The organism is Curtobacterium sp. MCLR17_032 (genome assembly GCF_003234795.2).
Taxonomy (GTDB): domain Bacteria; phylum Actinomycetota; class Actinomycetes; order Actinomycetales; family Microbacteriaceae; genus Curtobacterium.
In genome coordinates this window covers 935,506-959,888 of sequence record NZ_CP126268.1, presented here as the reverse complement: position 1 = coordinate 959,888, position 24,383 = coordinate 935,506, and the positions used below count along the sequence as shown (strand labels likewise).

General features: G+C 71.6%; 21 protein-coding genes. 8 read left to right on the top strand and 13 right to left on the bottom strand.

Annotated elements, in window-relative coordinates:
• Positions 1-20: 20 nt before the first annotated feature.
• Positions 21-1,334: a general stress protein gene (locus tag DEI97_RS04560; RefSeq protein ID WP_111075657.1), complete on the bottom strand. Its 1,314-nt coding sequence runs from the start codon at positions 1,332-1,334 to the stop codon at positions 21-23.
• A 92-nt stretch (positions 1,335-1,426) separates the two neighbouring features.
• Between DEI97_RS04560 and DEI97_RS04555 the strand changes: the two genes are divergently transcribed.
• From DEI97_RS04555 to DEI97_RS04545, 3 genes are read left to right on the top strand one after another with little or no spacing between them, the layout of a single operon-like run.
• Positions 1,427-2,758, top strand: a complete 1,332-nt coding sequence (locus tag DEI97_RS04555; protein ID WP_111075658.1) for a magnesium transporter MgtE N-terminal domain-containing protein — start codon at positions 1,427-1,429, stop codon at positions 2,756-2,758.
• Positions 2,759-2,804: 46 nt separating this feature from the next.
• Positions 2,805-3,365, top strand: coding sequence for a DUF1003 domain-containing protein (locus DEI97_RS04550; RefSeq protein WP_258376760.1), 561 nt, complete (start codon positions 2,805-2,807; stop codon positions 3,363-3,365).
• On the top strand, positions 3,358-4,518 hold the full coding sequence (locus tag DEI97_RS04545; protein ID WP_111075659.1) for an Mrp/NBP35 family ATP-binding protein: 1,161 nt from the start codon (positions 3,358-3,360) through the stop codon (positions 4,516-4,518). The genes DEI97_RS04550 and DEI97_RS04545 overlap by 8 nt, the downstream gene beginning before the upstream one ends.
• A 45-nt stretch (positions 4,519-4,563) precedes the next feature.
• On the opposite strand, the gene DEI97_RS04540 is transcribed toward DEI97_RS04545, so the two are convergent.
• Positions 4,564-4,938 (bottom strand): twin-arginine translocase TatA/TatE family subunit, encoded by a 375-nt coding sequence (locus tag DEI97_RS04540; protein ID WP_111075660.1) that lies wholly within the window; start codon positions 4,936-4,938, stop codon positions 4,564-4,566.
• 63 nt (positions 4,939-5,001) lie between these two features.
• Here DEI97_RS04540 and DEI97_RS04535 point away from each other — a divergent pair, with 63 nt between their 5' ends.
• Positions 5,002-5,634 carry an O-methyltransferase gene (locus tag DEI97_RS04535; protein ID WP_111075728.1) on the top strand — a complete coding sequence of 211 codons (633 nt, stop codon included), beginning with the start codon at positions 5,002-5,004 and terminating at the stop codon, positions 5,632-5,634.
• 228 nt (positions 5,635-5,862) lie between these two features.
• Here DEI97_RS04535 and DEI97_RS04530 read toward each other — a convergent pair whose 3' ends face one another.
• From DEI97_RS04530 to dapE, 4 genes are all read right to left on the bottom strand, one after another.
• Positions 5,863-6,534 (bottom strand): AAA family ATPase, encoded by a 672-nt coding sequence (locus DEI97_RS04530; protein WP_253468073.1) that lies wholly within the window; start codon positions 6,532-6,534, stop codon positions 5,863-5,865.
• 251 nt (positions 6,535-6,785) lie between these two features.
• Complete coding sequence (locus tag DEI97_RS04525) at positions 6,786-6,956, bottom strand: DUF3117 domain-containing protein (RefSeq protein ID WP_017887054.1); 171 nt, start codon at positions 6,954-6,956, stop codon at positions 6,786-6,788.
• A gap of 106 nt (positions 6,957-7,062) precedes the next feature.
• On the bottom strand, positions 7,063-8,310 hold the full coding sequence (locus DEI97_RS04520; protein WP_258376758.1) for a mannosyltransferase family protein: 1,248 nt from the start codon (positions 8,308-8,310) through the stop codon (positions 7,063-7,065).
• Positions 8,307-9,389, bottom strand: a complete 1,083-nt coding sequence (gene dapE / locus DEI97_RS04515) for a succinyl-diaminopimelate desuccinylase (RefSeq protein ID WP_111075661.1) — start codon at positions 9,387-9,389, stop codon at positions 8,307-8,309. Before dapE ends, DEI97_RS04520 begins: the two co-directional genes overlap by 4 nt.
• A 220-nt stretch (positions 9,390-9,609) precedes the next feature.
• On the opposite strand from dapE, the gene dapD reads away from it, so the two are divergent.
• Both dapD and DEI97_RS04505 read left to right on the top strand, forming a co-directional pair.
• Positions 9,610-10,584 carry a 2,3,4,5-tetrahydropyridine-2,6-dicarboxylate N-succinyltransferase gene (gene dapD, locus DEI97_RS04510; RefSeq protein ID WP_111075662.1) on the top strand — a complete coding sequence of 325 codons (975 nt, stop codon included), beginning with the start codon at positions 9,610-9,612 and terminating at the stop codon, positions 10,582-10,584.
• Positions 10,585-11,342: 758 nt separating this feature from the next.
• On the top strand, positions 11,343-13,160 hold the full coding sequence (locus DEI97_RS04505) for a M60 family metallopeptidase (protein ID WP_111075663.1): 1,818 nt from the start codon (positions 11,343-11,345) through the stop codon (positions 13,158-13,160).
• 85 nt (positions 13,161-13,245) lie between these two features.
• Here the strand turns inward: DEI97_RS04505 and DEI97_RS04500 are convergent, their stop codons facing one another.
• The 7 genes from DEI97_RS04500 to typA all read right to left on the bottom strand — a co-directional run bounded on the left by DEI97_RS04500 (position 13,246) and on the right by typA (position 21,432).
• The gene (locus tag DEI97_RS04500) at positions 13,246-14,544 is read right to left on the bottom strand and encodes a citrate synthase (RefSeq protein WP_111075664.1); all 1,299 of its coding nucleotides are present in this window, start codon (positions 14,542-14,544) and stop codon (positions 13,246-13,248) included.
• A 179-nt stretch (positions 14,545-14,723) separates the two neighbouring features.
• Positions 14,724-15,842 carry a succinyldiaminopimelate transaminase gene (gene dapC / locus DEI97_RS04495; protein WP_111075665.1) on the bottom strand — a complete coding sequence of 373 codons (1,119 nt, stop codon included), beginning with the start codon at positions 15,840-15,842 and terminating at the stop codon, positions 14,724-14,726.
• 3 nt (positions 15,843-15,845) lie between these two features.
• A complete protein-coding gene (gene fdxA, locus DEI97_RS04490; RefSeq protein WP_110903275.1) occupies positions 15,846-16,160 on the bottom strand; it encodes a ferredoxin in 315 nt (104 codons plus the stop codon).
• A gap of 39 nt (positions 16,161-16,199) precedes the next feature.
• Positions 16,200-17,456: a PIG-L family deacetylase gene (locus tag DEI97_RS04485; protein ID WP_111075666.1), complete on the bottom strand. Its 1,257-nt coding sequence runs from the start codon at positions 17,454-17,456 to the stop codon at positions 16,200-16,202.
• 75 nt (positions 17,457-17,531) lie between these two features.
• Complete coding sequence (locus DEI97_RS04480) at positions 17,532-18,080, bottom strand: hypothetical protein (RefSeq protein WP_111075667.1); 549 nt, start codon at positions 18,078-18,080, stop codon at positions 17,532-17,534.
• A gap of 132 nt (positions 18,081-18,212) precedes the next feature.
• Positions 18,213-19,406 carry an amidohydrolase gene (locus DEI97_RS04475; protein ID WP_111075668.1) on the bottom strand — a complete coding sequence of 398 codons (1,194 nt, stop codon included), beginning with the start codon at positions 19,404-19,406 and terminating at the stop codon, positions 18,213-18,215.
• A gap of 103 nt (positions 19,407-19,509) precedes the next feature.
• Positions 19,510-21,432 carry a translational GTPase TypA gene (gene typA / locus DEI97_RS04470; RefSeq protein ID WP_111075669.1) on the bottom strand — a complete coding sequence of 641 codons (1,923 nt, stop codon included), beginning with the start codon at positions 21,430-21,432 and terminating at the stop codon, positions 19,510-19,512.
• 192 nt (positions 21,433-21,624) lie between these two features.
• On the opposite strand from typA, the gene DEI97_RS04465 reads away from it, so the two are divergent.
• Positions 21,625-22,374 carry a CPBP family intramembrane glutamic endopeptidase gene (locus DEI97_RS04465; RefSeq protein WP_111075670.1) on the top strand — a complete coding sequence of 250 codons (750 nt, stop codon included), beginning with the start codon at positions 21,625-21,627 and terminating at the stop codon, positions 22,372-22,374.
• A 98-nt stretch (positions 22,375-22,472) separates the two neighbouring features.
• Positions 22,473-24,344: an alpha/beta hydrolase gene (locus DEI97_RS04460; protein ID WP_111075671.1), complete on the top strand. Its 1,872-nt coding sequence runs from the start codon at positions 22,473-22,475 to the stop codon at positions 24,342-24,344.
• The last annotated feature ends 39 nt before the right edge of the window (positions 24,345-24,383 follow it).

The window sequence follows — 24,383 nt, the reverse complement described above, 5'->3', positions numbered from 1 at the left end:
ATCAGTGTCGCCGGCCGCGCTCAGTCGCGGTGTCCGTCCTCCCGGCGAGGTGTCTCGGGTCCGTCCGCCGTCGACTCGTCCGTGGGCTGCTGCTCAGGTTCGGGGCTGGTCGCCCGTTCCCCGTAGCGGGGGCCGTCGGTCGTGCCGAAGCGCGGCGCGGCGTCCGGTCGCTCGGGCGTGGACCCGGCACCGTCCGTGGTCGACGCCGCACGGGGGCCGCCCTCGTTCGTGCCGTACCGCGGGGTCGTGCCCTCGGGACGCTGGGGCGGGTTCGCACCGCGGTCACCGGAGGCGTCGCGGGCCGCACCGTCGTTCGTGCCGTACCGCGGGCCTCCCGTCGCGTCGCGGCCAGCAGTGTCGTCGGGAGTCCGACGGGTGGAGTCGTCGTCGGCGCCGTAGCGGGGGCCGTCGTTCGTGCCGTAGCGGGGACGGCCGTCCGGTGTCGGCGCCGCCGGCGAGCCGGAGCCCGGCTGCTGGTGCGGGGTGGCGTGCCCGCCGTACGGCGAGCCCTGCGGCGGCTGACCGTACTGGCCCGGCTGACCCTGCGGCGCCTGCTGCCCGTACCGGGGAGACCCGGCCGGCTGACCGTACTGACCCGGCTGACCCTGCGGCGGCTGGCCCTGCGGCGCCTGGCCCTGCTGGCCGTACTCCCCGTACTGCGGCGGACGCCCCGGAGTCGCGCCGCCCTGGCCCGGGCCGCCCTGCGGGGAGCTCGGACGCCACGGCTGCTGCCCCATCTGGCCCTGCTGACCGTACTGCCCGACCTGGCCCTGCTGGCCGTACTGCCCCGGCTGGCCGCCCTGCTTCGCGCTGCCCGCACCCGGCTGGTCCCACGACGTGTGCTGGATCGCGCCGGCCTGCCCGAGGATGCGCTGGGCCTGCCCGGAGAGCTGCGGCTCGACGACGATCTGGTAGTTCGTGGCGAGGACCTGGTGGACGCTCGTGAAGTCCCGCTGACGCTTCGTGATGGCGAACGAGACGATGCCGTACAGCATGCCGAAGCCGGCACCGATGACCGCGGCGGCAGCGAAGAGGCCGCCGGCCGAAGGTGAGAACAGGGTCAGGACGATGCCGAAGAAGAACCCGAGCCAGAGGCCGGACAGGGCGCCGGCGAGGGCCGCGCGACCGTAGGTCATCTTGCCGGTGACGCGTTCGACGGTCTTCAGGTCGTTGCCGACGATGGCGAGCTTCGCGACCGGGAAGTCCGCCTCGGCGAGCTTCGCGACCACGCGCTGTGCTTCGGGGTAGCTGTCGTAGGTGCCGAGGACGTCACCGCGGGGCAGCGTGGGGAACGCCTGTGCCGTGCGGCCGCCGAAGGGGCTCTGAGTGCTCACACAGTCATCATCCACCGGGCTCCTTGCGATCACACGAGAACCACCAGGGAAGGCGCGGCGAGTGCGCCGGGGCGAACGACTACGCTGGATGGGTGAGCGCCTCGAAGGTCTTCGTCGCCCGCTTGGCCGGGTGCTCCGTCTTCGACCCCGCGGGCGATCGGGTGGGTCGGGTCCGCGACGTCCTGGTCGTCTACCGCCGGGTCGATGCCCCACAGGTCGTCGGGTTGATCGTCGAGGTCCCCGGCAAGCGCCGCATCTTCGTCAGCATCGGCCGGATCACCTCGATCGGTGCCGGGCAGGTCATCACGACGGGCCTGGTCAACATGCGCCGCTTCGAGCAGCGCGGTGGCGAGGTCCGGGTGATCGCGGAGATCCTCGGCCGCAAGGTGCTCATCAAGAAGGAGCAGATCCGCGCGACCATCGAGGACGTCGCGATCGAGGACCACGGCCAGGGCGACTGGTCCGTCGCGCAGCTCTTCCTCCGCAAGCCGAAGACCACGCCGTCCCCGTTCGGCAAGGGCCCGACCACGTTCGCCGCCTGGAACGAGGTCACCGAGGACGAGCTGCCCGGTGAGTCCCAGTCCGCCGAGCACGTGATCGCCGCCTACTCGGACCTCCTGCCCGCCGACCTCGCCTCGACCCTGCTCGACCTGCCGTCCGAGCGTCGGTTCGAGGTCGCCGAGGAACTGCCCGACAACCGCCTCGCCGACGTGCTCGAGGAGATGCCGGACCAGGAGCGGATCGAGATCCTCTCGGCGCTCCGCGACTCCCGCGCCGCCGACGTCCTCGACCAGATGCAGCCCGACGACGCCGCCGACCTCCTGGCACAGCTGCCGGACGAGCGCAGTGAGGCCCTCCTCGAGCTCATGGAGCCGGAAGAGGCGCAGGACGTCCGGATGCTGCTCGAGTACGAGCCGGACACCGCCGGTGGCCTGATGACGACCGAACCGGTGATCCTCTCCGCCGACTCGACCGTCGCCGAGGGCCTCGCGCTGGTCCGCCGCCACGAACTCGCCCCGGTGCTCGGCGCCGCGGTCTGCGTGACGCTGCCGCCGTACGAGCCGCCGACCGGACGCTTCCTCGGCCTGGTGCACTTCCAGCGGATGCTGCGGTACCCGCCGAACGAGCGCCTCGGGACCTTGATCGACCAGCAGACCGAACCGGTGAAGGTGGACGCGAGTGCCGCCGAGGTGACGCGCGTGATGGCGACCTACAACCTCCTGTCCGTCCCCGTGGTCGACGACGCCCACCGACTCGTCGGGGTGGTGACCATCGACGACGTCCTCGATCACGTCCTGCCGGACGACTGGCGGAGTCAGGACGAGGCCGACGCCAACCCTGGCGCGGTCTCGCGCCCACGCTCACTGACCCGCAGAGCACCGGTGACCCCGGGAAGGAGGACGACTCGTGGCACGCACGGATGAGAACCGCAGGGAACGACCCGAGGAACGTCTCGACTCCCCCAAGGGCATGCGCACCCGCGTCCTGCCGACCCGACGCCGGGGTCGTGGCGACGCGTTCGGTCGTGCGACCGAGGGCATCGCACGCGCCATGGGCACCCCCTGGTTCCTCATCGGTCTGACGCTCTTCTGCGTGCTCTGGATGGGCTGGAACATCCTGACGCCGAAGTCGTGGCAGTTCGACTCCGCCGCGATCGGCTTCACCGCGCTGACCCTCGTGCTGTCGCTGCAGGCCTCGTACGCGGCGCCGCTGATCCTGCTCGCGCAGAACCGGCAGGACGACCGTGACCGCGTGCAGTTCGAGCAGGACCGGCAGCGCGCCGAGCGGAACCTGGCCGACACCGAGTACCTCGCCCGCGAGGTCGTCGCCCTCCGCCTGGCGATGCGCGACATGGCGTCGAAGGACTTCATCCGCGCGGAACTGCGGTCCCTGCTCGAGGAACTCGACCGCCGTGACGGCGACCCCGATGACCTCGACGAACTGGACGACCGCGAGCGGGACCGCGCGCGCAGCCAGGTGCACGACCGTGGCCGTGACCGCGGCCACGACCGTTCGGTGACGCGTGGCTGACGCCTCCCACCCGGAGGACGCGCTCGGCACGGCGGTCCTCGCTGCGCTCGGCCGCGTCATCGACCCGGAGATCCGCCGCCCCGTCACCGAGCTCGACATGATCCGTGGCGTCGACGTCCAGCCGGGAGGCTCGGTGCGCGTCGACCTGCAGCTCACGATCGTGGGGTGCCCGGCCGCCGACACCATCGAACGGGACGTCCGGGCCGCCGCAGGTTCCGTCGCGGGTGTCGCGGCGGTCGACGTCGACGTGTCCGTGATGGACCCCGCCGTGCGTCGTGCCCTCACGGCGCGGCTGCGCGAGGGCCGGCCGAAGGGCGTCCAGTTCACCCCGGACTCGCTGACCCGCGTGATCGCGGTGACGAGCGGCAAGGGCGGCGTCGGCAAGTCCACGGTGACGGCGAACCTGGCGGTCGCCCTCGCCCGCCGCGGGCAGCGCGTGGGCATCGTCGACGTCGACGTGCACGGCTTCAGCATCCCCGGCCTGATGGGCCTGACCGACGAGCACGGTGTGGCGCCACGCCCGACCCGCGTCGACAGCATGATCCTGCCGCCGGTCGCCCACGAGGTGAAGGTCGTCTCGATCGGCATGTTCGTCGACGACGTCTCCACGGCGGTGTCCTGGCGTGGGCCGATGCTGCACCGGACCGTCAACCAGTTCCTCTCCGACGTGTGGTTCGGCGACCTCGACGTGCTCCTGCTCGACATGCCGCCCGGCACCGGCGACGTCGCGATCTCCGTCGGCCAGCTGCTGCCGCACGCCGAGGTCCTCGTCGTCACCACCCCGCAAGCGGCTGCGGCAGACGTGGCCGAGCGGAGCGGGATCGTCGCCCGGCAGACCGGTCAGCGGGTGATCGGCGTCGTCGAGAACATGGCGGGGCTCGTGCAGCCGGACGGCACCGTGCTGCACCTCTTCGGCGAGGGCGGGGGCGACGAGACCGCCCGGCGGCTCTCCCGCGGGCAGGACTCCCCCGTGCCGGTGCTCGGCCGGGTGCCGCTCTCGGTGCCGCTGCGTACCGGGGGCGATGCGGGCCTCCCGGTCGTCCTGGGTGACCCGACGGACGCCGCAGCGGTCGCACTCGACGCGGTGGCGGACCGGCTCACCGCGATGGGGCGCGGGCTGGCCGGCCGGAAGCTCGGACTGTCGCTGTCCTGACGGTCGGCGTCTGTCGCCTCGGCGTCGGGTCCGGTCGGGTCGGTGTCAGGTCGCTTCGGCGTCGTACGGTGCGGCTTCGCCGGCGGCCAGCGGCACGATCGGCGCGGGAGCCCGGACCTTCGCCGCCGTCACGGTCGCAGCGGCCGCAGCCGCCTCGGCACCGGAGGACGGGGAGTCCAGCAGGGCGTCGCGGATGATCCGACGCGGGTCGTACTGTCGCGGGTCCAGCTTCTGCCAGTCGACGTCGTCGAAGTCGGGGCCCATCTCCTCGCGCATCCGGTCCTTGGCGGTGTCCGCGAACCGGCGGACCGCCTTGACGAAGTCGGCGAGCTTCTGGGCGTACAGGGGCAGCCGCTGCGGCCCGAGCAACAGCACGGCGATGATCCCGATGAGCAGGATCTTGTCGAGCTGGATGTTCACGGGAGCGAGCCTAACGCGTGGAGTCGACGAGTCACCCGTAGAGTTGACCGACGAGGAGTGTGCGTGTCAGAGAAAGACTCGAACTGGAAGTTCGCGGAGGACATCGTCTCCGAACCCGATGGTGTCGCCCGTGCTCGTGAGCGCTCCCTCGAACTCGGGGTCGAAGCCGTCTCACCCGCCATCGGTGCGCAGATGAGCGTGATCGCCGCCGCCTCGCGCGCGACGAGCATCATCGAGATCGGCACCGGACTGGGCGTCTCCGGCCTGTACCTCCTGGCAGGTGCACCGGATGCGACCCTGACGACGATCGACGTCGAGATCGACCACCAGCAGGACGCCCGCGACGCCTTCCTCGCCGCCGGCACCGCACCCGGACGGGTCCGCCTGATCCCGGGCCGTGCGGCGCAGGTCCTGCCGCGGATGAACGACGCATCGTACGACGTCGTCCTCATCGACGCCGACCCGGAGCACGTCATCGAGTACGTCGAGCACGGGCTGCGGCTGGCGAAGACCGGCGGCACCGTCCTCGTCCCGCACGCCCTGTGGCGCGGCAAGGTCGCGGACCCGGTCAAGCGCGACCGGGCGACGACGGACTTCCGGCTGCTCCTGACCGAGGTGTCGACCTCCGGTGCGGTCCGCAGCGCCCTGTCCCCCGCGGGCGACGGGCTGCTGCAGATGACGAAGCTCACCGACTGACCCTGGTCTCCCGGGTGCCGTCGGCGGGCCTGGGTTCGTCGTGGTGGGGCGCCGGGCGGCCTGGGTTTCGCCGGAGTAGGCGCCGAGGTCGCACGACGTGCCGCCGGCGGTTCGGCCAGGTCGCATGATGTGCCGTCCCCGGCGCCCTCGGGCGGCAGTTCGTGCGACCTCGCCGGGTCGGGCGGCAGTTCGTGCGACCTCACCCGGGTGCCGGCCGGGAGGCACGACTCACCCCAGGTGCCGCAGGTACCGTTCCGGGGCCTCCAGGAACGCCCGCTGGTTCCGCACGAGGTCCAGGTCTGCCCAGTCGCTCCGCCGGATGCCCCACTCGCCGACCTCCAGCACGGTGGCGTCCGGGAACGCGGCGAGCACCGGCGAGTGCGTCGACAGGATCACCTGCCCGACACCGTCCTCGACGATGGACTGCAGGAGCGCGATCAGCGCCAGACAGCCCGAGAACGACAGCGCCGACTCGGGTTCGTCGAGCAGCCACAGCCCGGGCCACCGCGCCCGGTCGATGACGAAGTCCAGGAACGACTCACCGTGACTGCGCTCGTGGAACTGCGGCTCGGCACGCTTGGGGTTCGGGTTCTGCTCCAGGTAGGTGAAGAAGCCGTGCATGGTCTCGGCGCGCAGGAAGAACCCGCTGCGTGCTGCGCCGAAGTCGCGGACCAGTCGGATGTGTCGCCAGAGATCCGACTCGGACGGGCGTGTCGTGTGCCCGGACCCGGTCGATCCGCCCTCCGGGGCCATACCGAACGCCAGCGCGATCGCCTCGACCAGCGTCGACTTCCCGACGCCGTTCTCGCCCACCAGGACCGTGACCGGGCCGAGTTCGAGGCCGTCGTCGAGGAGCTGCCGCACCGGGGCGAGCGTCGCCGGCCACTCGTCGCGCGGCATCGGGTCCGGGTCGAGGTACTCCTCGATGCGGCGGACCGGCTGGTTGCAGACGCGGTCGCGGGGCACGTGACCCATCATGCCGGGCGGGACCGACAGCCTCCAGTCCGCCGTGCGAGGCGACCGCCCTGCGGACCGAACCGGCCTGCAGGCGCACGGGGACGGGCCTGCAGGAGCACAGGGACGGGCCGGCAGGCGCACGGAAGGCCCGGGACGTACGCGTCCCGGGCCTTCCGTGGTGGTGCGTCGACGAACTAGGCCGAGACGACCTCTGCCAGTGCGTCGTGGAGTTCCTTGGCCTCGGCGTCGTTGACCGAGACCACCAGGCGGCCTCCACCTTCGAGCGGAACCCGCACGATGATGAGTCGACCCTCCTTGACAGCCTCCATCGGCCCGTCGCCGGTCCTCGGCTTCATTGCTGCCATCAGATGTCCCCTTTCGTGCAGTACGAACAGGGGCCATTATCCCGTAGACAGGCGTGACTGCGAAACCGCCCAGCTCGGGGGTGTTCGCCGTGGACAGCCGGACGGGTCACGGCGGGGTCCAGTCGTACCCGTCCACCCACCAGCAGTAGTACAGCCAGGTCCACTGCAGGACGACCGCCAGGACCACCATCGAGACCCGGTAGACCCGCGATCGGGGCAGGGCGACGACACCGAGCAGCGGGGCGATCGGCAGCAGGATCCGCCACGTGCTGGACTGCGGGAAGAAGACCGCCAGCAGGTAGACCAGGTAGGCGAGACCCCAGAGCCGCAGCTCGAGTCCGATGCGCCGAGCAGCCGGCTGGAACACCACGGCCACGAAGCCGACGAGCACCACGACGAACAGGATCGTGCCTGCCGGCTGGTGGAACCACCACCCGAACCCCTGCACCCACGGGGCGAACGGCACGAGCTCGCCCCAGCCGATGTAGGACGACCGCCAGGCGAGCTCGGTGTCGGTGTACGCGCGGGGCACACCGGTGGCGGCCCAGGCGATGGCGGGCCAGGCCAGGCCGACCAGCCCGGACACCACCGCGACGACCGCCGGGGCCACCGCCGTCCGCAGCGTCAGTCGCTCGGGCATCCGCAGCCAGGCCGGGCGGAGCACCCCGACGACCACGAACAGCCCCATCAGCAGGGCGAACGCCAGACCGGTCGGACGAGTGATGCCGAGCAGCAGGACCACGGGCAGCATCGCCCAGTACCGCCGCTGCACCAGGAGCAGCAGCGCCACCAGCAGGAGCAGCAGCCCCATCGCCTCGGCGTAGGCCACCTGGAACATCACCGAGACCGGCGCGAAGCAGAACAGCACCGTGGCGAAGGTCGCCCGCGCGGGATCGAGGAAGCGCCCCATCAGCCGACGGAAGACCAGCGCCGCACCCCAGCCGGCGAGGAGCGACACCGCGACGGCGACGAGCTCGAACGAGGCACCCGTGACCGTCATGAGTGCCCGCACCGTGAACGGGTACGCGGGCATGAACGCCCACGCGTTCTCGGTCACGTGCCCCGCCGCGTCCACCGGCAGCGTCGACGGGTAGCCGGACGCCGCGATCACCCGGTACCAGGCGCCGTCCCAGATCGACGCGAACGACAGGTACGACGGGCGCTGCACCGTGAACGAGTTCGCGGTCTGGATCTGGGCGAAGCCGGTCATCAGCACCGTCGTCACGACGCGGGAGAGCGTGTAGACGACGGTGATCCGCAACCACCAGGGCAGCAGCCGCCACCGGACGACCACCCACGTCAACGCCGCTCCTGACGACCGTGCACGCTGCGCGGCCCAGGAGGCGGTGGTCACGCCGTCAGCCACCGCCGCAGTCCGTCCTCGACGGCCGTGATCTGGGCGACGGGCACCTGCTCGTCGTCGTGGTGCGCGAACACCGGCTCGCCGGGGCCGTAGTTGACCGCCGGCACGCCGAGCGCCGAGAAGCGGGCGACGTCGGTCCAGCCGTACTTCGGGCGGGGTTCGGGGCCGCCGACAGCGGCGACGAACTGCTGCGCGAGCGGGGCGTCGAGGCCCGGGCGGGCACCGGCGGCCAGGTCGACGATCGTCACGTCGTAGCCGTCGAACAGCTCGCGGATGTGCGCCACCGCTTCGTCGGCGGAGCGCGAGGGTGCGAAGCGGTAGTTGACGTGGACCATCGCCTCGTCCGGGATCACGTTGCCGGCGATGCCGCCCGAGATGCCGACGGCGTTGAGTCCTTCGCGGTACTCGAGGCCGTCCACCGTCACGGTGCGCGGCTCGTACGCGGCGAGGGTGGCCAGGATCGGGGCGGTCTTGTGGATCGCGTTGTCGCCGATCCAGCTGCGCGCACTGTGGCTGCGCTTGCCGAACGTGCGGACCTCGGCGCGGAGGTTGCCGTTGCAGCCGCCCTCGATCTGCGCGCCCGACGGCTCCCCCAGGATCGCGAAGTCACCGGCGAGCAGCTCCGGCCGTGTGCGGGCCAGACGCCCCAGGCCGTTCAGTGCGTCGCTGACCTCTTCGTGGTCGTAGAAGACCCAGGTCACGTCGACGTTCGGCGCGACCAGGTCCACGGCGAGCTTGAGCTGCACCGCGCAGCCGGCCTTCATGTCGACGGTCCCCCGGCCCCAGAGGATCTCGGTGCCGTCGTCGGTGGTGCGGAACTCGGTCGGCAGGTTGTCGTTCAGCGGCACCGTGTCAATGTGGCCCGCGATGACCACCCGGCGGTCACGGCCGAGCTGCGTGCGGGCGACGATGGCGTCCCCGTCGCGGACCACGTCGAGGTGGTCGAGCGGGGCGAGGGCGGCCTCGATCGCGTCGGCGAGCGCGCCTTCGTTGCCGGACACCGATTCGATGTCGCAGATCGCGCGGGTGATGTCGATGGACGAGGCAGAGAGGTCGAGCGGCTGCGGCATGCGGGCAGCCTACCGATCGTTCCCCGCAGGTCGGCGGTTCTGCACAGGCCCACAGGTCGCTTCCCGTCATCCGTTCTCCTCCTTTCGTGCTCTGGTCGGAGTTCTCCTGACGAGTCCTGCTCCGGTCGGAGTTCTCCTGACGAGTCCTGCTCCGGTCGGTGTTCTCCACAGGAGTCCGGGTGGACGGTCTCCGGAGCGGACCGCTCGGTACCCTCGGAGGGTGACCGAGACGACTCCGCAGCCTGCCCCGCCCCGCCCCACGCACGCCTGGGGTCACGGCCTCGCGACGATCGCCGCCGACGGCACCGTGCTCGACACCTGGTTCCCCGCGACCTCCCTCGGGCCGCTGCCGTCCGATGCCGCGGTCCCGACCGAGCTCACGGCGGCCGTCGGCGACGACCCCCGCCGTGACGTCCGCATCGAGACGACCACCGTCGAGATCGTCATCGACGACGCTCCCGCCAGCACGCCGGACGCGTACCTGCGCCTGCACCTGCTGAGCCACCTGCACGTGCGCCCGAACGAGATCTCGCTCGACGGCGTCTTCGGCCACCTGCCGATCGTCGCGTGGACGAACGCCGGCCCGGTGCACCCCGGCTCCTTGACACGCCTGCGTCCGGGCCTGCAGCGCGCCGGCATCGCCGTGCACGCGATCGACAAGTTCCCGCGCCTGCTCGACTACGTCGTCCCGGACCGGGTCCGGATCGGCGACGCCAACCGCGTCCGCCTCGGCGCCCACCTGGCGCCAGGCACCACGGTCATGCACGAGGGCTTTGTCAACTTCAACGCCGGCACCCTGGGCGACGCGATGATCGAGGGCCGCGTGTCCCAGGGCGTCGTCGTCGGCGAGGGTACCGACGTCGGCGGCGGTTCGTCGATCATGGGGACGCTCTCCGGCGGCGGCACCCACCGCGTCCGACTCGGCGCGCGGGCCCTGCTCGGTGCGAACGCCGGACTCGGGATCTCGCTCGGCGACGACTCCGTGGTCGAGGCCGGGCTGTACGTCACCGCCGGCACCAAGGTCGTCCTGGTCGGTGCGGCCCCGAACCCCGACGGCACCCCGCGCACCGTGAAGGCCGCCGAGCTGTCGGACGCGCCGAACGTCCTGTTCCGTCGCAACTCCCTGACCGGTGCGGTCGAGGCGCTGCAGCGGAAGGGCGAGGGGATCCAGCTCAACACGGCGCTGCACGCCTGACCGGGGGCGCCCAGCAGGACCGCACGTCGGTCTCGGGCGTACCAGCGCGACCGACGGGAGGCCCGTCACACGTCCAACGGGCGGGTGACGGGCCTCCCGTCCGTCCGCGCACCTGACGCGCGCCGAGCGGGAGCCGCGCGCCCTCCCGCGAGCGGGCGGAATGCCAAGGCACCGCACGAACGGACGCCCTCCGGAGCGCGAGCGGGCGAAACACCAGGGCAATGCGCCGCCGGTCCCTGGTGTTCCGCCCGCTCGTACCCACCCGCGCACTCACGAACGGGACGCCCCCACCCCGGAGCGCGAGTGGGCGGAATGCCAAGGCACCGGGCCGCCGAGCCCTGGTGTTCCGCCCGCTCGCGTACCCACCAACCCCGCTCCCCGGACGGCCGACGGGCGGACGCAGGCGACACCGGCAGCGTGGAGCGGACCTCGCGGAGCGCGAGCGGGCTGAATGCCAAGGCACCACGCCACCGCACCCTGGTGTTCCGCCCACTCGCGCACCCACCAGCCCCACATCCCGGACAGCCGACGGGCGGACGCTGGCGACGCCGGCAGCGCGGGGCGTGCCTCCCGGAGCGCGAGCGGGCGGAATGCCAGGGCACCACGTCTCCTCACCCTGGTGTTCCGCCCGCTCGCGCGGTCCGAAGCTCCGGCACGCCCCCACCCCAGGACCACGCAGTGTCACCGATCGGAGACGTCCCGCGGCGGACGGCCCGTGACAGGCTCCCGACGGCCCTGTCCCGACCGAAGGAGTCGTCATGACCCCGTCCTCCCCCACCTCCCGCCGCGCCGCTCGCATCGGCACCTGTGGACTCGTGCTCGCCTCGACTGTGTTCGGCACGGTCCTCGTCCCGGCAGCCGCGCAGGCCGCACCCTCCGCTGACGTCACCGCGTCGCTCCGCACCTCGGTCGTCTCCGCCGCCGTCACGGACGCGGTGTTCACCTTCCACAACGCCGGATCGACGCCGGCCACCCCGTCCGTCGAGTTCGACCTGGCGACGGGGATGGTGCACAACCGCCTCGGTGCCCGGGTCGACATGGCAACGGACGGCACGCACGTGCGGATCGCGCCCTCGGGAACGCTCGAACCGGGCTCGACGGTCGAGGTGCCGCTGTACCTGCTCAACGCCGCCGGTGCCCTGCCGGAGCACTGCTCCGTCGGCGGGGCCGCCGTGACCGGGTGCTCGGCCGACGACGCGAGCGAGACGCCCGGCACCGAAACGCCCGAAACCGGAACCCCCGGCACCGAGACCCCCGAGACCGAGACCCCCGCCGAACCCGAGGACGGCGACACCCAGCTCCCCACCCCCGAGCACACCTGGCCCACCGTCACGAGCGGCCACACCGACGTCCCCGTCATCCCCCTCGGCAGCGCCGCCGCCGCACAGGAGCGTGACGGCACCCAGGCGGCACGGAGCGACCTCCGCCAGGCCGGCCGTTGGATCCGCGCACGCCAGACGTTCGTCGTCGAGGTCCCCGAGGGCGTCACGGACGCCGAGGTCGCGATCGGGCAGCACGGCGCCTACTTCGGCGTCAACGGCTGCCGCGACGTGGGCGTCGCCACCCAGGCGCTGCACCCGGGCCAGAACCTGATCACCGCGCCGCACGACGGTCTGGTCGGCATCATCGACCGGAGCGCCAGCGACCGGGGCACGATCGTGGTCCGTGGTGGGGCACCCGTCCCGACCTTCGTCGCCGGGGTCACGGCACGTGCGGACTTCGACACGCAGCTGCAGAACTGGGACCGTTCGCCGTTCTTCTCCCTGATCGGCGAGCGCGTGCAGGCGGACGTCCTCCGTGCCGACGCCACCTCGCCGAGGAGCGACCAGAACGAGGAGCTCATCGCCGGCGACGACCTGGACGTCCGGATGGCCCGCTGGGACGCGACGGTCCGGGCGAACGAGCGGTTCTGGGGCGTCGAGGACACCGGACACCGCGTGCACATCGAGACCCCGAGCTACGGCGTCGCCGGTGCGAACGCGCCGACCAACGTCCACCCGGGCTGGGTGGCGTTCCCGACCGACTACGCGTCGCCGCACCACCTGTTCACGAGCGACGGCTCCGCGGCGGGCGAGCAGGCGCTCCGGAACGCCGTCGGTCGGGTCTTCCAGCAGGACGCGCTGCGGTGGACGAACGACCGGGGTCAGACCGACGGCACGATCTCGCAGGACCTCGCCAGCTTCGTCCTCGAAGAGCAGGTACACCAGCGCAACCCGCTGGACTCGTGGCGTGCGAAGGTCGAGCAGTTCCGTCAGCAGCCGGTCGACGAGCGTGACTTCTGGTCGAACCAGATGAACGGCATGACCCGGCACCTGGTCTTCGACCAGCTCCGCCGCGCCTACGGCGACGACTTCATCGCGACCGTCTCCGCACGCGTGCGTTCGGACGTCGCGGCGGGCAGCGACCGGGAGGCACGCCGCGCCTTCGTCCTGCAGGCCACGCACGTCGCGGGGCACGACCTCACCCCGTTCTTCGAGCAGTGGGGCGTCCAGGTGGAGGACGACCTCCGCCCGCACCTCGCCGAGTACCCGGCGCTCGAGACGCCGATCTGGGACGACTTCGACGCCCTGGACTGAACGGACGGGAGGCCCGTGGCCGGTCACGCAGACCGGCCCCGGGCCTCCCGCTAGTCAGCGCACGGCGACGCGCACGGTGACCGCCTCAGCGCTGCGGCAGGTCCCGCTCCGGGTACCCCACGTACAGCTGCTGCGGGCGGCCGATCTTGTTGAGCGGGTCGTTGTTGAGCTCGCGCCACTGCGCGATCCACCCGGGCAGCCGGCCGATGGCGAACAGCACCGTGAACATCCGCGGCGGGAAGCCCATCGCCTTGTAGATGATGCCCGTGTAGAAGTCGACGTTCGGGTAGAGCTTGCGGCTGACGAAGTACTCGTCCTCGAGCGCGATCTGCTCGAGCTCCTTCGCGATGTCGAGCAGGTCGTCCTGCACGCCGAGGGCCTCGAGGACCTCGTCCGCGGACTCCTTCACGAGCTTCGCGCGGGGGTCGTAGTTCTTGTACACGCGGTGTCCGAAGCCCATGAGCTTCACCCCGCGCTCCTTGTTCTTCACCCGCTCGACGAAGCGCGTGACGGGCTCGCCGGAGTCCTTGATCTGCTGCAGCATCTCGAGCACGGCCTCGTTCGCGCCGCCGTGCAGCGGACCGTAGAGGGCGTTGATGCCGGCGGAGATCGAGGCGAACATGTTCGCCTTCGTCGACCCCACCAGGCGTACCGTCGCGGTCGAGGCGTTCTGCTCGTGGTCCTCGTGCAGGATGAGCAGCCGGTCGAGCGCCTTCGAGAGCACCGGGTTCGGCTGGTACGGCTCGGCCATCGTGCCGAAGTTGAGCCGCAGGAAGTTGTCGACGAAGGACAGCGAGTTGTCCGGGTACAGGAACGCCTGCCCGATGGCCTTCTTGTGGGCGTACGCGGCGATGACCGGCAGTTTGGCGAGGAGCCGGACGGTCTGCAGCTCGACCTTCTCCGGGTCGTCGACGTCCATGTCGTCCTCGTAGTACGTGGACAGGGCGCTCACCGCGCTGGACAGGACGGACATCGGGTGCGCCGAGTGCGGCAGCGCGTCGAACAGTCGGCGCAGGTCCTCGTGCAGCAGCGTGTGCCGGCGGATGCGGCTGTCGAACGCGTCGAGCTCGCTCGGGCTCGGCAGCTCGCCGTAGATGAGGAGCCATGCGACCTCGAGGAAGGTGCAGTTCGAGGCGACCTGGTCGATCGGGTAGCCGCGGTACCGCAGGATGCCCTGGTCGCCGTCGATGTACGTGATGGCGCTCTTCGTCGAGCCGGTGTTCACGAAGCCGTAGTCGAGCGTGTTCAGCCCGGTCTGCTTCTTGAGCGTCGAGATGTCGATCGTGGAGGCGCCGTCGACGCTCTGCAGGATCGGGAACTCCGCCGTTCCCCCCGGGTACGTCAGCGTGGCCGTCTCGGTCGCCTGTTCGGCGCCGGGGCTCACGGGGACGGGCGTCGTGGGCGGTGTGGCCGTCTTCTGAGCGTCGTTGGCAGTGTCAGTCACGCTGGACAGCCTAATCGCGGCGACTGTCGGTCCGGTACATGCAGCTGCTCAGGAGTTTGGGTGGAACCGCTGTTGTGCACAGGCGTCGCCGGTGGGCGGGTGGCCGGACGGGAGGCCCGTCAGCCGTTGGCGACCCGGCCTGCGCTGGCGAGACGCTGGGCTGCGGCGGCGATCCGGTCGTCCGTCGCGGTCAGCGCGACGCGCACGTGGCGGGCGCCGGCGGCCCCGTAGAACGTGCCCGGGGCGACGAGGATGCCGTGCTCGGCGAGCCAGGCGACGGTGTCGAGCGCGGACTCGTCGCGGGTCGCCCAGAGGTAGAGGCCGGCACCGCTGGCGTCGATGCGGAAGCCGGCGCGTTCGAATGCCGTCCGCAGCACGTTCCGCCGGTTGCGGTACCGGGTCTTCTGCTGGTGGACGTGGGCGGTGTCCTCGAGCGCGACGATCATCGCGTGCTGGACGGGCAGCGGCGGCATCATGCCGGTGTGCTTGCGGATCGCCAGGACGTCGGCGAGCAGGGCGGGGTCGCCGGCGACGAACGCGGCGCGGTAGCCGGCCAGGTTCGACTGCTTGGACAGCGAGTAGACGCTGAGGACGCCGTCGAACGAGTCGCCCACGACACGGGGGTCGAGGATGGTCGGGGTCGGCGTGGTGTCGTACGGGGCGTCCCAGCCGAGTTCGGCGTAGCACTCGTCGCCCACGATCACGGCGCCGAGTTCACGGGCGCGGTCGACCGCGGCGCGCAGCTGCTCGATCGACAGCACGCGTCCGTCGGGGTTGCCCGGCGAGTTCAGCCAGACGAGCTTCGTGCTCGACGGCCACGCGGCGGGGTCGTCGGCCGCCAGGGCGTCGGCGCGCACCAGGGCGGCACCGAGTTCGTAGGTCGGGTACGCCGCTTCCGGGAACACGACCGTGTCACCCGGGCCGAGGCCCATCCAGAGCGCCAGGCCCGCGATGAACTCCTTCGACCCGATCGTCGGCAGCACGTGGTCGGCGGTGAGCTCGACGCCCTGTCGCCGGCCGTACCAGGCGGCGATCGCTTCGCGGAGGGCCGGGGTGCCGGCCACCTGCGGGTAGGCATGCGCGTCGGTGGCGTCTGCCAGGGCGCGTCGGACGACGTCCGGGGTGGGGTCGACCGGCGACCCGACACTGAGGTCGACGATGCCGCCGTCGTACGCCGCGGCGCGCTGCTTGTACGGGGCGAGCTGGTCCCAGGGGAAGTCGGGCAGGTCGAGCGGCACGGGTCAGGCCCGCGGCTGCGCCATGACGACCGGGTGGTCCGCGTGGATCACGCCGACCTTGGCTGCACCACCGGGCGAACCGATCTCGGAGAAGAACTCGACGTTCGCCTTGTAGTAGTCGGCCCACTGCTCGGGGAGGTCGTCCTCGTAGTAGATGGCCTCGACCGGGCAGACCGGCTCGCAGGCACCGCAGTCGACGCACTCGTCCGGGTGGATGTACAGCGACCGGTCACCCTCGTAGATGCAGTCCACGGGGCATTCGTCGATGCACGCGCGGTCCTTGACGTCGACACAGGGCTGGGCGATCACGTAGGTCACGAGCGAGTGCTCCCTTCCGGGGGTTGAGCGACTGCCAGCCTACTCGTGCGGGGCTGCGACCACGGACCGCGCCCCGTCGGACGGCTGCTGTCCGCCCGTCGGGCGCTGCCCGTTCGTCGGCGGGTGGGCACGGAGCCCGGTGAGGTCGGGCCAGGCGAGGACCAGCATCGCGACGACCGCCGGACCGAACGTCCACACGTAGCCGGCGGCGTTCGCCAGGACCAGCGGGGAGGTCGGTCCGGCCACGGCGACGAGCACCTGGGTGGCGAGGATGATCCCGATGCCGACCGCCGCGACGAGCAACCGCGACCGGTACAGCAGCCGGACTCCGACGACGATGCCGATCACGATGAGGCTGGTGATGACCATGCCGATCGGGGCGGTGCTCCACGAGCCGATCTCGACGGTCTGCTGGTGCGTGATCGTGCCGAGGGCTCCGACGAGGACACCCACCACGGCGGCCACGACGACCGCGGTGGCCTTGCCCTGCCCGGACATCTCGGCGTAGGTCTGCGGGGCGGCCGGAGCCGGGGGCGCGTCGTGCCGGAAGGCCTCGACCGCGGGTACCTGGTGCCGGACGCCGTGCGGCATGACGTACGACAGCGACGCGGGGTCCTGCGGGTCGGCGGGGTCGACGGCGACCTGGCTGCGGTACTGCTCGAGCGCCGCTCGCACCCGCCCGCGCACCGGCAGGACGTCGACGGTGAGGTCGGCGAGCCCGGAGTCGGCGTCCACGATCATCGAGAACGCGACCTCTTCGGCCTGCGCGGCGTACCGGGCTGCGGCGTGGATGCGGAGGTGGTCCGGGTGGCCGTACCCGCCGTCGTCGCCGTAGCTGACGACGGCGTCGGCGCCGGTCGAGCGGATGGCGGCGCGGACGTCGTCGACGACCTCGCCGAGGTCGGCGCGGGTGAGCGAGTCCGCGGGGGCGTCGCCGGCCGAGGTGGCCCGGCCGTCCGGCCCCCACTGCATGCCGGAGTCCGTGTAGCGCCGTGCCGGGAGGTCCGTGGGCCGGGCACCAGGACCGCCGAGCCAGAGGTGCGCAGGCCCGCCCAGGGCAGCCAGGGCCGCGGCGATCTCCGTCTCACGGTGCGCGGCGACCCGGAGGCCGTCCCCCGCCAACGGCGCGAGCTCGCTGGTGAGCATCTCGCCGCGCTCACCACGGGTGGCCGTCAGGACGGTCACGTGGGCACCGAGTTCGAGCAGCGTCGCGATGGTGCCGCCGGACGCGAGCGTCTCGTCGTCGGGGTGCGCGTGGACGAAGAGGACGCGCTCGGGGCGTGTGACCGTGGACATCACCTGCAAGCGTACGGGACGTCGTCCGGGCAGCGGCCGGACGAAGCGGAGGTGAGCGGTCGGACGGAGCGGAGGTCAGCGGGGTGTGACGATGTACGTCGCGGTGGCGCCACCGTCGTGGTCGGACGAGAAGGTCACGACGACGCGGTGGTCGTCGCTCCGGAACAGCCCGAAGGCGCTCGACGAGTCGGCACGCTCGGCCGACTTGGTGAAACCGGCGTCCGCGAGCTGCTGCGCGGCCCGGGCGAAGTCGTCGACCGAGGACGTGTGCACCTGCACGACCCACCCGGAGCCCGCGGGTCCTGCTCCCCCGCCGAGCACGGTGCCGTCGACGAGCGGGACGGCCGCGGACGGGAAGCCCTGCGGCACCTGTCCGTCGCTCGTCACCTTCGTGCCCTTGAGCGCGGTGTCGAGGGCGCCGTCGATGCCACCGGCGACCTTCGCCATGCCCTGTTGGATGGCGGCGCCGTCGATGCCCTGCACGGACTCGGAGACACTCGACGCCACGGACGAACCGAGGTCGGTCGCCTGCGTGAGCGTCTCAGTGGAGCAGCCGCTCAGGCCGGCGAGGGCGACACCGGCAGCGACGGCGGCGGTCAGGGAGGTGCGGATCGGGTGACGCATGCCGGTACCGTAACCGCCCCGACCTCGAACTGGTCGAGCATCGGCTGGGTGATGACCCGCACTGGGGTCATCGGCGCCGGGGTCATCGGCGCCGGGTCATCCGCGCCGGGGGCAGCCCGACGCCGCGGCCCGTCAGTCGAGCGTCGCCCGGGCTGCCGCGACCAGGGCGTCGACCCCGACCGGGATCGCGGTGTCGGCCTGCGGCGCGTAGAACGGCGAGTGGTTGCTCGGGATGTCCTCGCCGCGACGGAACAGCTCCGGGTCGGTGATGCCCGTGAACCAGTACACGATCGGGGCCCCTGCGGCGGTGGCGAGCTGGCCGACGTCCTCGGACGCCATCGCCAGCCCGGACTCCATGTCGACGGCGTGCGGAACGACCGCCCGCACGGCCTCGAGCACGACCGCGGCCTGGTCGGCGTCGTTCACCAGGACGTCGGCGCCCGGGGCCCGCTCGATCGTCGGGGCGGCCAGTCCCCCGGCGTCGCTCTCGGCGCGGACGATCCGTTCGATCGAGGCGATGATCGCGGCGCGGGTCTCCTCGTTGCGCGCCCGGGTGGAGATCTCGATGACGGCTGTGTCCGGGATGATGTTCGGCCGCGTGCCGGCGTGGAACGAGCCCACGGTGACGACACCCGCGTCGCTCGGGCCGACCTCGCGCGAGACGATCGTCTGCAGTCGGACCACCGCCGACGCCGCCGTGACGATCGGGTCGAGGGACGCCTGCGGCGCGGACCCGTGGGCACCGCGGCCGTTGAACGTGACGGTGAAGCGGTCGCTCGACGCCATCACGGCGCCGGACCCCACGGCGACGACGCCGACCGGAGCCGGGGCCGAGTGCTGTCCGAGGACCACGGTGGGCTTCGGGAAGCGCTCGACCAGTCCGTCGTCGATCATCGCGCGGGCGCCGGAGATGACCTCTTCCGCCGGCTGGAACACCGCGACGACGGTGCCGCTCCAGTCCGCGCGGGTCGCGACCAGGCGCTCGAGGGTGCCGAGCAGCCACGTCACGTGGATGTCGTGCCCACAGGCGTGCATGGTCGGGCCCTCGTTGCCGTCCTCGTCCGTCGCGCGGGCGGTGCTGGCGTAGGGCAGGCCGGTGCGCTCCTGCACGGGCAGCCCGTCCATGTCGGCGCGGAGCCAGACGACCGGTCCGTCACCGTTCTCGAGGACCCCGACGACGCCGGTCCCGCCGACACCGGTGGTGACGGTGATGCCGCCGATCTCGGTCAGGCGGTCGACGACGACGCCCGCGGTGCGGTGCTCCTGGAAGCCGAGTTCCGGGTGGGCGTGCAGGTCCTGGTAGATGGAGAGCAGGTCGAGAGTCACCCGTCCACCGTATCTCCCGACCGTGTCTCCCGACGCCGACGGCCCGGCCACCTGCGAGCGGTGACCGGGCCGTGGGACGGAGGACGGGCCTCCAGGGTGTGGCTTACGCGTCCTGGCGCTTGAGGCGCGCGTAGGAGCGCTGGCGAGCCGACGCGTCCAGCTCGACCTTGCGGATGCGGACCGCGTCCGGGGTGACCTCCACGCACTCGTCCTCGCGGGCGAACTCGAGGCACTCCTCGAGCGACAGCTGCCGGGACGGCGTCATCGACTCGAACGTGTCGGCGTTGGCCGAACGCATGTTGGTGAGCTTCTTCTCCTTGGTGATGTTCACGTCCATGTCGTCGGCGCGCGAGTTCTCGCCGATGACCATGCCCTCGTAGACCTCTTCCGTCGGCTGGACGAAGAACGACATGCGCTCCTGGAGGTTCGTGATGGCGAACGGGGTGACCACACCGGAGCGGTCGGAGACGATCGAACCGTTGATGCGGGTCTGGATCGCACCGGCCCACTCGTCGTAGCCGTGGAAGATCGCGTTGGCGATGCCGGTGCCGCGCGTCTCCGTGAGGAAGGACGTGCGGAAGCCGATGAGGCCACGCGACGGCACGATGAACTCCATGCGGATCCAGCCGGTGCCGTGGTTCACCATGTTCTCCATGCGGCCCTTGCGGGCGGCCATGAGCTGGGTGATGGCGCCGAGGTGCTCCTCCGGCGTGTCGATGGTCATGTGCTCGTACGGCTCCTGCAGCTTGCCGTTCTCGTCACGCTTGGTGACGACCTGCGGCTTGCCGACGGTGAGCTCGAAGCCCTCGCGACGCATCTGCTCGACCAGGATGGCGAGTGCGAGCTCGCCACGACCCTGGACCTCCCAGGCGTCCGGGCGGCCGATGTCGACGACCTTGAGCGAGACGTTGCCGACCAGCTCGCGGTCCAGGCGCTCCTTGACCATGCGGGCGGTGAGCTTGTGGCCCTTGACCTTGCCGACGAGCGGCGAGGTGTTCGTACCGATCGTCATCGAGATCGCCGGCGCGTCGACCGTGATGGTCGGCAGCGGACGGACGTCCTCGGGGTCGCTCAGGGTCTCACCGATGGTGATCGTGTCGAAGCCGGCGACGGCGACGATGTCACCGGGGCCCGCGGACTCGGCCGGGAAGCGGTTGAGTGCCTTGGTGATGAGGAGCTCGGTGATGCGGGCGTTGACGACGGTGCCGTCGTGCTTGACCCAGGCGACCGTCTGGCCCTTCTTCATCTCACCGTGGAAGATGCGGAGCAGGGCGAGACGACCGAGGAACGGCGACGCGTCGAGGTTGGTGACGTGCGCCTGCAGCGGGTGCTCGTCGTCGTACGTCGGGGCCGGGACGTGCTGGAGGATCGCTTCGAAGAGCGGCTCGAGGTCGTCGTTGTCGGGCAGCGTGCCGTCTTCGGGCTTGTTGCGCGACGCGGCACCGTTTCGGCCGGAGGCGTAGACCACCGGGACGTCGAGGATCGCGTCGAGGTCGAGGTCGTCGACCTCGTCCGACATGTCGGAGGCGAGACCGAGGAGCAGGTCCTGGCTCTCCGAGACGACCTCGTCGATGCGGGAGTCCGGGCGGTCCGTCTTGTTGACGAGCAGGATCACCGGGAGCTTGGCAGCGAGCGCCTTGCGGAGCACGAAGCGCGTCTGGGGCAGCGGGCCCTCGGACGCGTCGACGAGCAGGACGACACCGTCGACCATGGAGAGGCCGCGCTCGACCTCACCACCGAAGTCAGCGTGGCCCGGGGTGTCGATCACGTTGATCGTGATGGGGCCGCCCGCGCCGAACTCGGCGGCGTGCTTGCCGTTGTAGAGGACCGACGTGTTCTTCGCGAGGATGGTGATGCCCTTCTCGCGCTCGAGGTCGTTCGAGTCCATCATGCGGTCTTCGCCCTCGAAGTGGGCGTCGAACGAGTTGGTCTGCGTCAGCATCGCGTCGACGAGGGTGGTCTTGCCGTGGTCGACGTGTGCCACGATGGCGACGTTGCGCAGGTCGGACCGAGTGGCGAGCGCCATACAGGACATCCTTTTGTGTTCGGAAGATGATCGGGCGAGTGCCCGGGGTTCGGGCCGTTCCCGAGGGTTCCCGGGCCGAGCCCGAGGTGTTCTCGGGACCAGCCCGAGGTGCGGGACCGTGCCCGACGGATTTCGGGACCATGCCCGACTCGCCAGTCTACCGGTAGTTCGCAAGCAGAGGGAGTACAGCGTATGAGCCGTCGGCGAACGTGGACCGAGATCACCATCGTGCTCATGCTGTCACTGGGCGCGAGTGCGCTCTACTCGGTCCTGCAGATCATCGACGACCTGTCCCAGACGACACCGCTCGGGCAGCAGTCGACGGCACTGAACACCTCGACGACGACCGTGCAGTACGTCGACCTCGCCCGCCAGCTGCTGGGCATCGCGGCCGACCTGGCGCCGGTCGCGCTGGTCTGCATGCTGCTCTGGAGCTCGTCACGCCCGCACCTCGGCCGACTCGGCATCGACCGCTTCCGCGTCCGTCCGGACCTCGGCGGCGCGGCGCTCATCGCCCTCGGCATCGGCATCCCCGGACTCGCCCTGTACTTCACGGGTCGGGCACTCGGCATCACGGTCGCCGTCGACCCGGCCGCCCTCGGCTCGTACTGGTGGACGATCCCGGTACTCCTGCTGTCCGCCGTCCGCTCAGGGCTGCAGGAAGAGGTGATCGTCGTCGGCTACCTGTACTCGCGCCTCGGCGACCTGGGATGGGGGCGGTGGCAGGTCATCCTGTCCACCGCGGTCCTCCGCGGCAGCTACCACCTGTACCAGGGCTTCGGCGCGTTCGTCGGCAACGCGGTGATGGGCGTCGTCTTCGGCTGGATCTACACGAGGTGGGGACGCCTGCTGCCCCTCGTCATCACGCACGTGCTCCTCGACGCCACCGTCTTCGTCGGGTACCCGTTCGTCGCGCGCGCGTTCCCGTCCCTCTTCTCCTGACACCGGGGACCGACTTCTCCACAGACATCCTGACGGCTTCGAGGCCGCCCGGATAAAATGCTACGTTCCACACACTGCTCCGAGCGATGTGGGGAACGATGGGGATCGAGTTCGACGACGTGGCCGTGTCACGGCTGATCGCGTGCCTGACGGACGTGGCGCTGCGCCTCCGAGCCAGCGGCGCCGGCCGACGAGCGAGCGCCGAGCGCGCGCTGCAGGACTTCCACGGTGCGTACGCCCGGCTGTTCGCGGCGGCGCGCACGATCGAGTCGGAGGACCGGGGCCGGTTGACGAGGGCGCTCGAGGACCTGACGGTCCAGCTCCACGTCGTCACCCGACAGGCTGACGAGGAGCGTCACCGACTGGAGGCCCGGGTCGCCTGGCAGGAACGCGAACGGCGACGAGACCACGCGTTGGTCGCCGTCGGCGTCCCGCCTGGGTCGGTCCTGGACTGGGCGAGCGGCGCCTGGGACCCCGAGCCGTCGGCGACCCCGGTGCGCCCGACCCCGGTGTCCGCGGCCTTCCGCGCACGGCCACGGCAGCGCAGCGCCAGCGGCAGCGGCAGCGAGAGCGGCAGCGGCGACGCGGGCGGCGGCCGGAGTGGCGCTGGTGGTCGGAGTGGGGCTGACCCGCGGCGGCTGCGCGAGTTCAGCGTCTCCGCCGGCGTGCAGGACGCTGCGACCGAACAGGACCTCCACCGAGTCCGGAACGCGTGGGCCGGCTTCACCGCGCGGTGCGCCTGGGTGCCGGTGGACGAGGCCACGTTGGTCGCCGGCTTCGGGGACCACCTCGCCGAGGACGTCGAGGACACCGCCTGGGTGCGTCGGATCGCGAACGCCTTCGCGGCCGCGGGCAGCGGGGTGTCCCTGGCGGACGGCGTGCTCGACGTCGCCGGGACGTCGACGCTGCCGACCGGACTCCAGCGGGTGTTCGACCCGGCAGTCACCTCGGCCGAGGTCGCGGCGGCGTGGTCGGAGCTCGGGCTGTCCGAGCACGACCTGCGCGCACTCCCCCTGACCACGACGCTGCAGATCGCGAACCTCGACGGTGTCCCCGCTGCGGCGCGTGACATCGCCTCGCGCGCGGTGCTGCGAGCAGCGCTCGGGAACCCGGAGCGGGTGTACCGGATGCTCGGCCTGCGGTACACGCACGGCGCCGTGACGATGGACGAGTTCCGGCAGCAGGTCGCGGCGCTGTGGAAGGGCGTGCGGCGGGCGGACCGTCTCGCGCAGGAGCTGGAGTCACCCTCCGCCGCGGTCGCGCAGCTCGTCGGCTTCGGCGCCACGGACGGCGCACTCGTGGCGGCGGTGTCGCTCGGGGACCTCGACACGGCCTCGAACGTCACGGTGAACGTGCCGGGCGCGACCACGACGCTCGACAGCACGGACGGGCAGGTCCGTGCCGCCGCCGGTCTGCTGCGCGGCGCTGTTCGGCTCGCCCCGGCGTCGTCCTTCGCCGTCGTCTCCTGGATCGGCTACCGGGCACCGGAACTCGTCGAGGTCCCCGCGCACCGACGCGCGGTCACCGGCGGCGTCGAGCTCGCGTCCTTCGTCGACGGTGTCCGCGACAGCCGGCACGGCAACGCTCCGGGACGCCTCACGGTGCTCGGACACTCGTACGGTTCTGCGGTGGCGGTCGAAGCGGCTGCGCAGACGCGGCACCGGGTCGACGCCGTCGTCACCTACGGCTCGGTCGGGTTCACGGACGACACGCGGCCCGAGCACCTCAACGTCCGCCAGGTCTTCGCCACGGAGGGCGAACAGGACCACACGGCGCGCCTCGGCCGGATCGGCCGGACCGACCCTCGTGACCTCCCGGGCGTCCACGTCTTCTCGTCCGAGGCCGGGCCCGGGACGGAATCGGTCACCGGCCACGACATGTACCCGCCGACCGGCGTCGGGTACCTGTCACCCGACGCCACGGCGCAGCGTCACATCATCGAGATCATCGCGACCGGGAGGCCCGGATGACGGCCTGGAGCAGGACGGTCCGCACGATCGTCGCCGTCG

Bases quoted from the DNA above. Each gene is read 5' to 3' on its own strand.
- DEI97_RS04550 (WP_258376760.1), top strand. From the start codon at position 2,805: ATGCGCACCCGCGTCCTGCCGACCCGACGCCGGGGTCGTGGCGACGCG.
- DEI97_RS04530 (WP_253468073.1), bottom strand. From the start codon at position 6,534: ATGCCGCGCGACGAGTGGCCGGCGACGCTCGCCCCGGTGCGGCAGCTC.
- DEI97_RS04525 (WP_017887054.1), bottom strand. From the start codon at position 6,956: ATGGCAGCAATGAAGCCGAGGACCGGCGACGGGCCGATGGAGGCTGTC.
- dapE (WP_111075661.1), bottom strand. From the start codon at position 9,389: ATGCCGCAGCCGCTCGACCTCTCTGCCTCGTCCATCGACATCACCCGC.
- DEI97_RS04505 (WP_111075663.1), top strand. From the start codon at position 11,343: ATGACCCCGTCCTCCCCCACCTCCCGCCGCGCCGCTCGCATCGGCACC.
- DEI97_RS04485 (WP_111075666.1), bottom strand. From the start codon at position 17,456: ATGTCCACGGTCACACGCCCCGAGCGCGTCCTCTTCGTCCACGCGCAC.
- DEI97_RS04480 (WP_111075667.1), bottom strand. From the start codon at position 18,080: ATGCGTCACCCGATCCGCACCTCCCTGACCGCCGCCGTCGCTGCCGGT.
- typA (WP_111075669.1), bottom strand. From the start codon at position 21,432: ATGGCGCTCGCCACTCGGTCCGACCTGCGCAACGTCGCCATCGTGGCA.
- DEI97_RS04465 (WP_111075670.1), top strand. From the start codon at position 21,625: ATGAGCCGTCGGCGAACGTGGACCGAGATCACCATCGTGCTCATGCTG.
- DEI97_RS04460 (WP_111075671.1), top strand. From the start codon at position 22,473: ATGGGGATCGAGTTCGACGACGTGGCCGTGTCACGGCTGATCGCGTGC.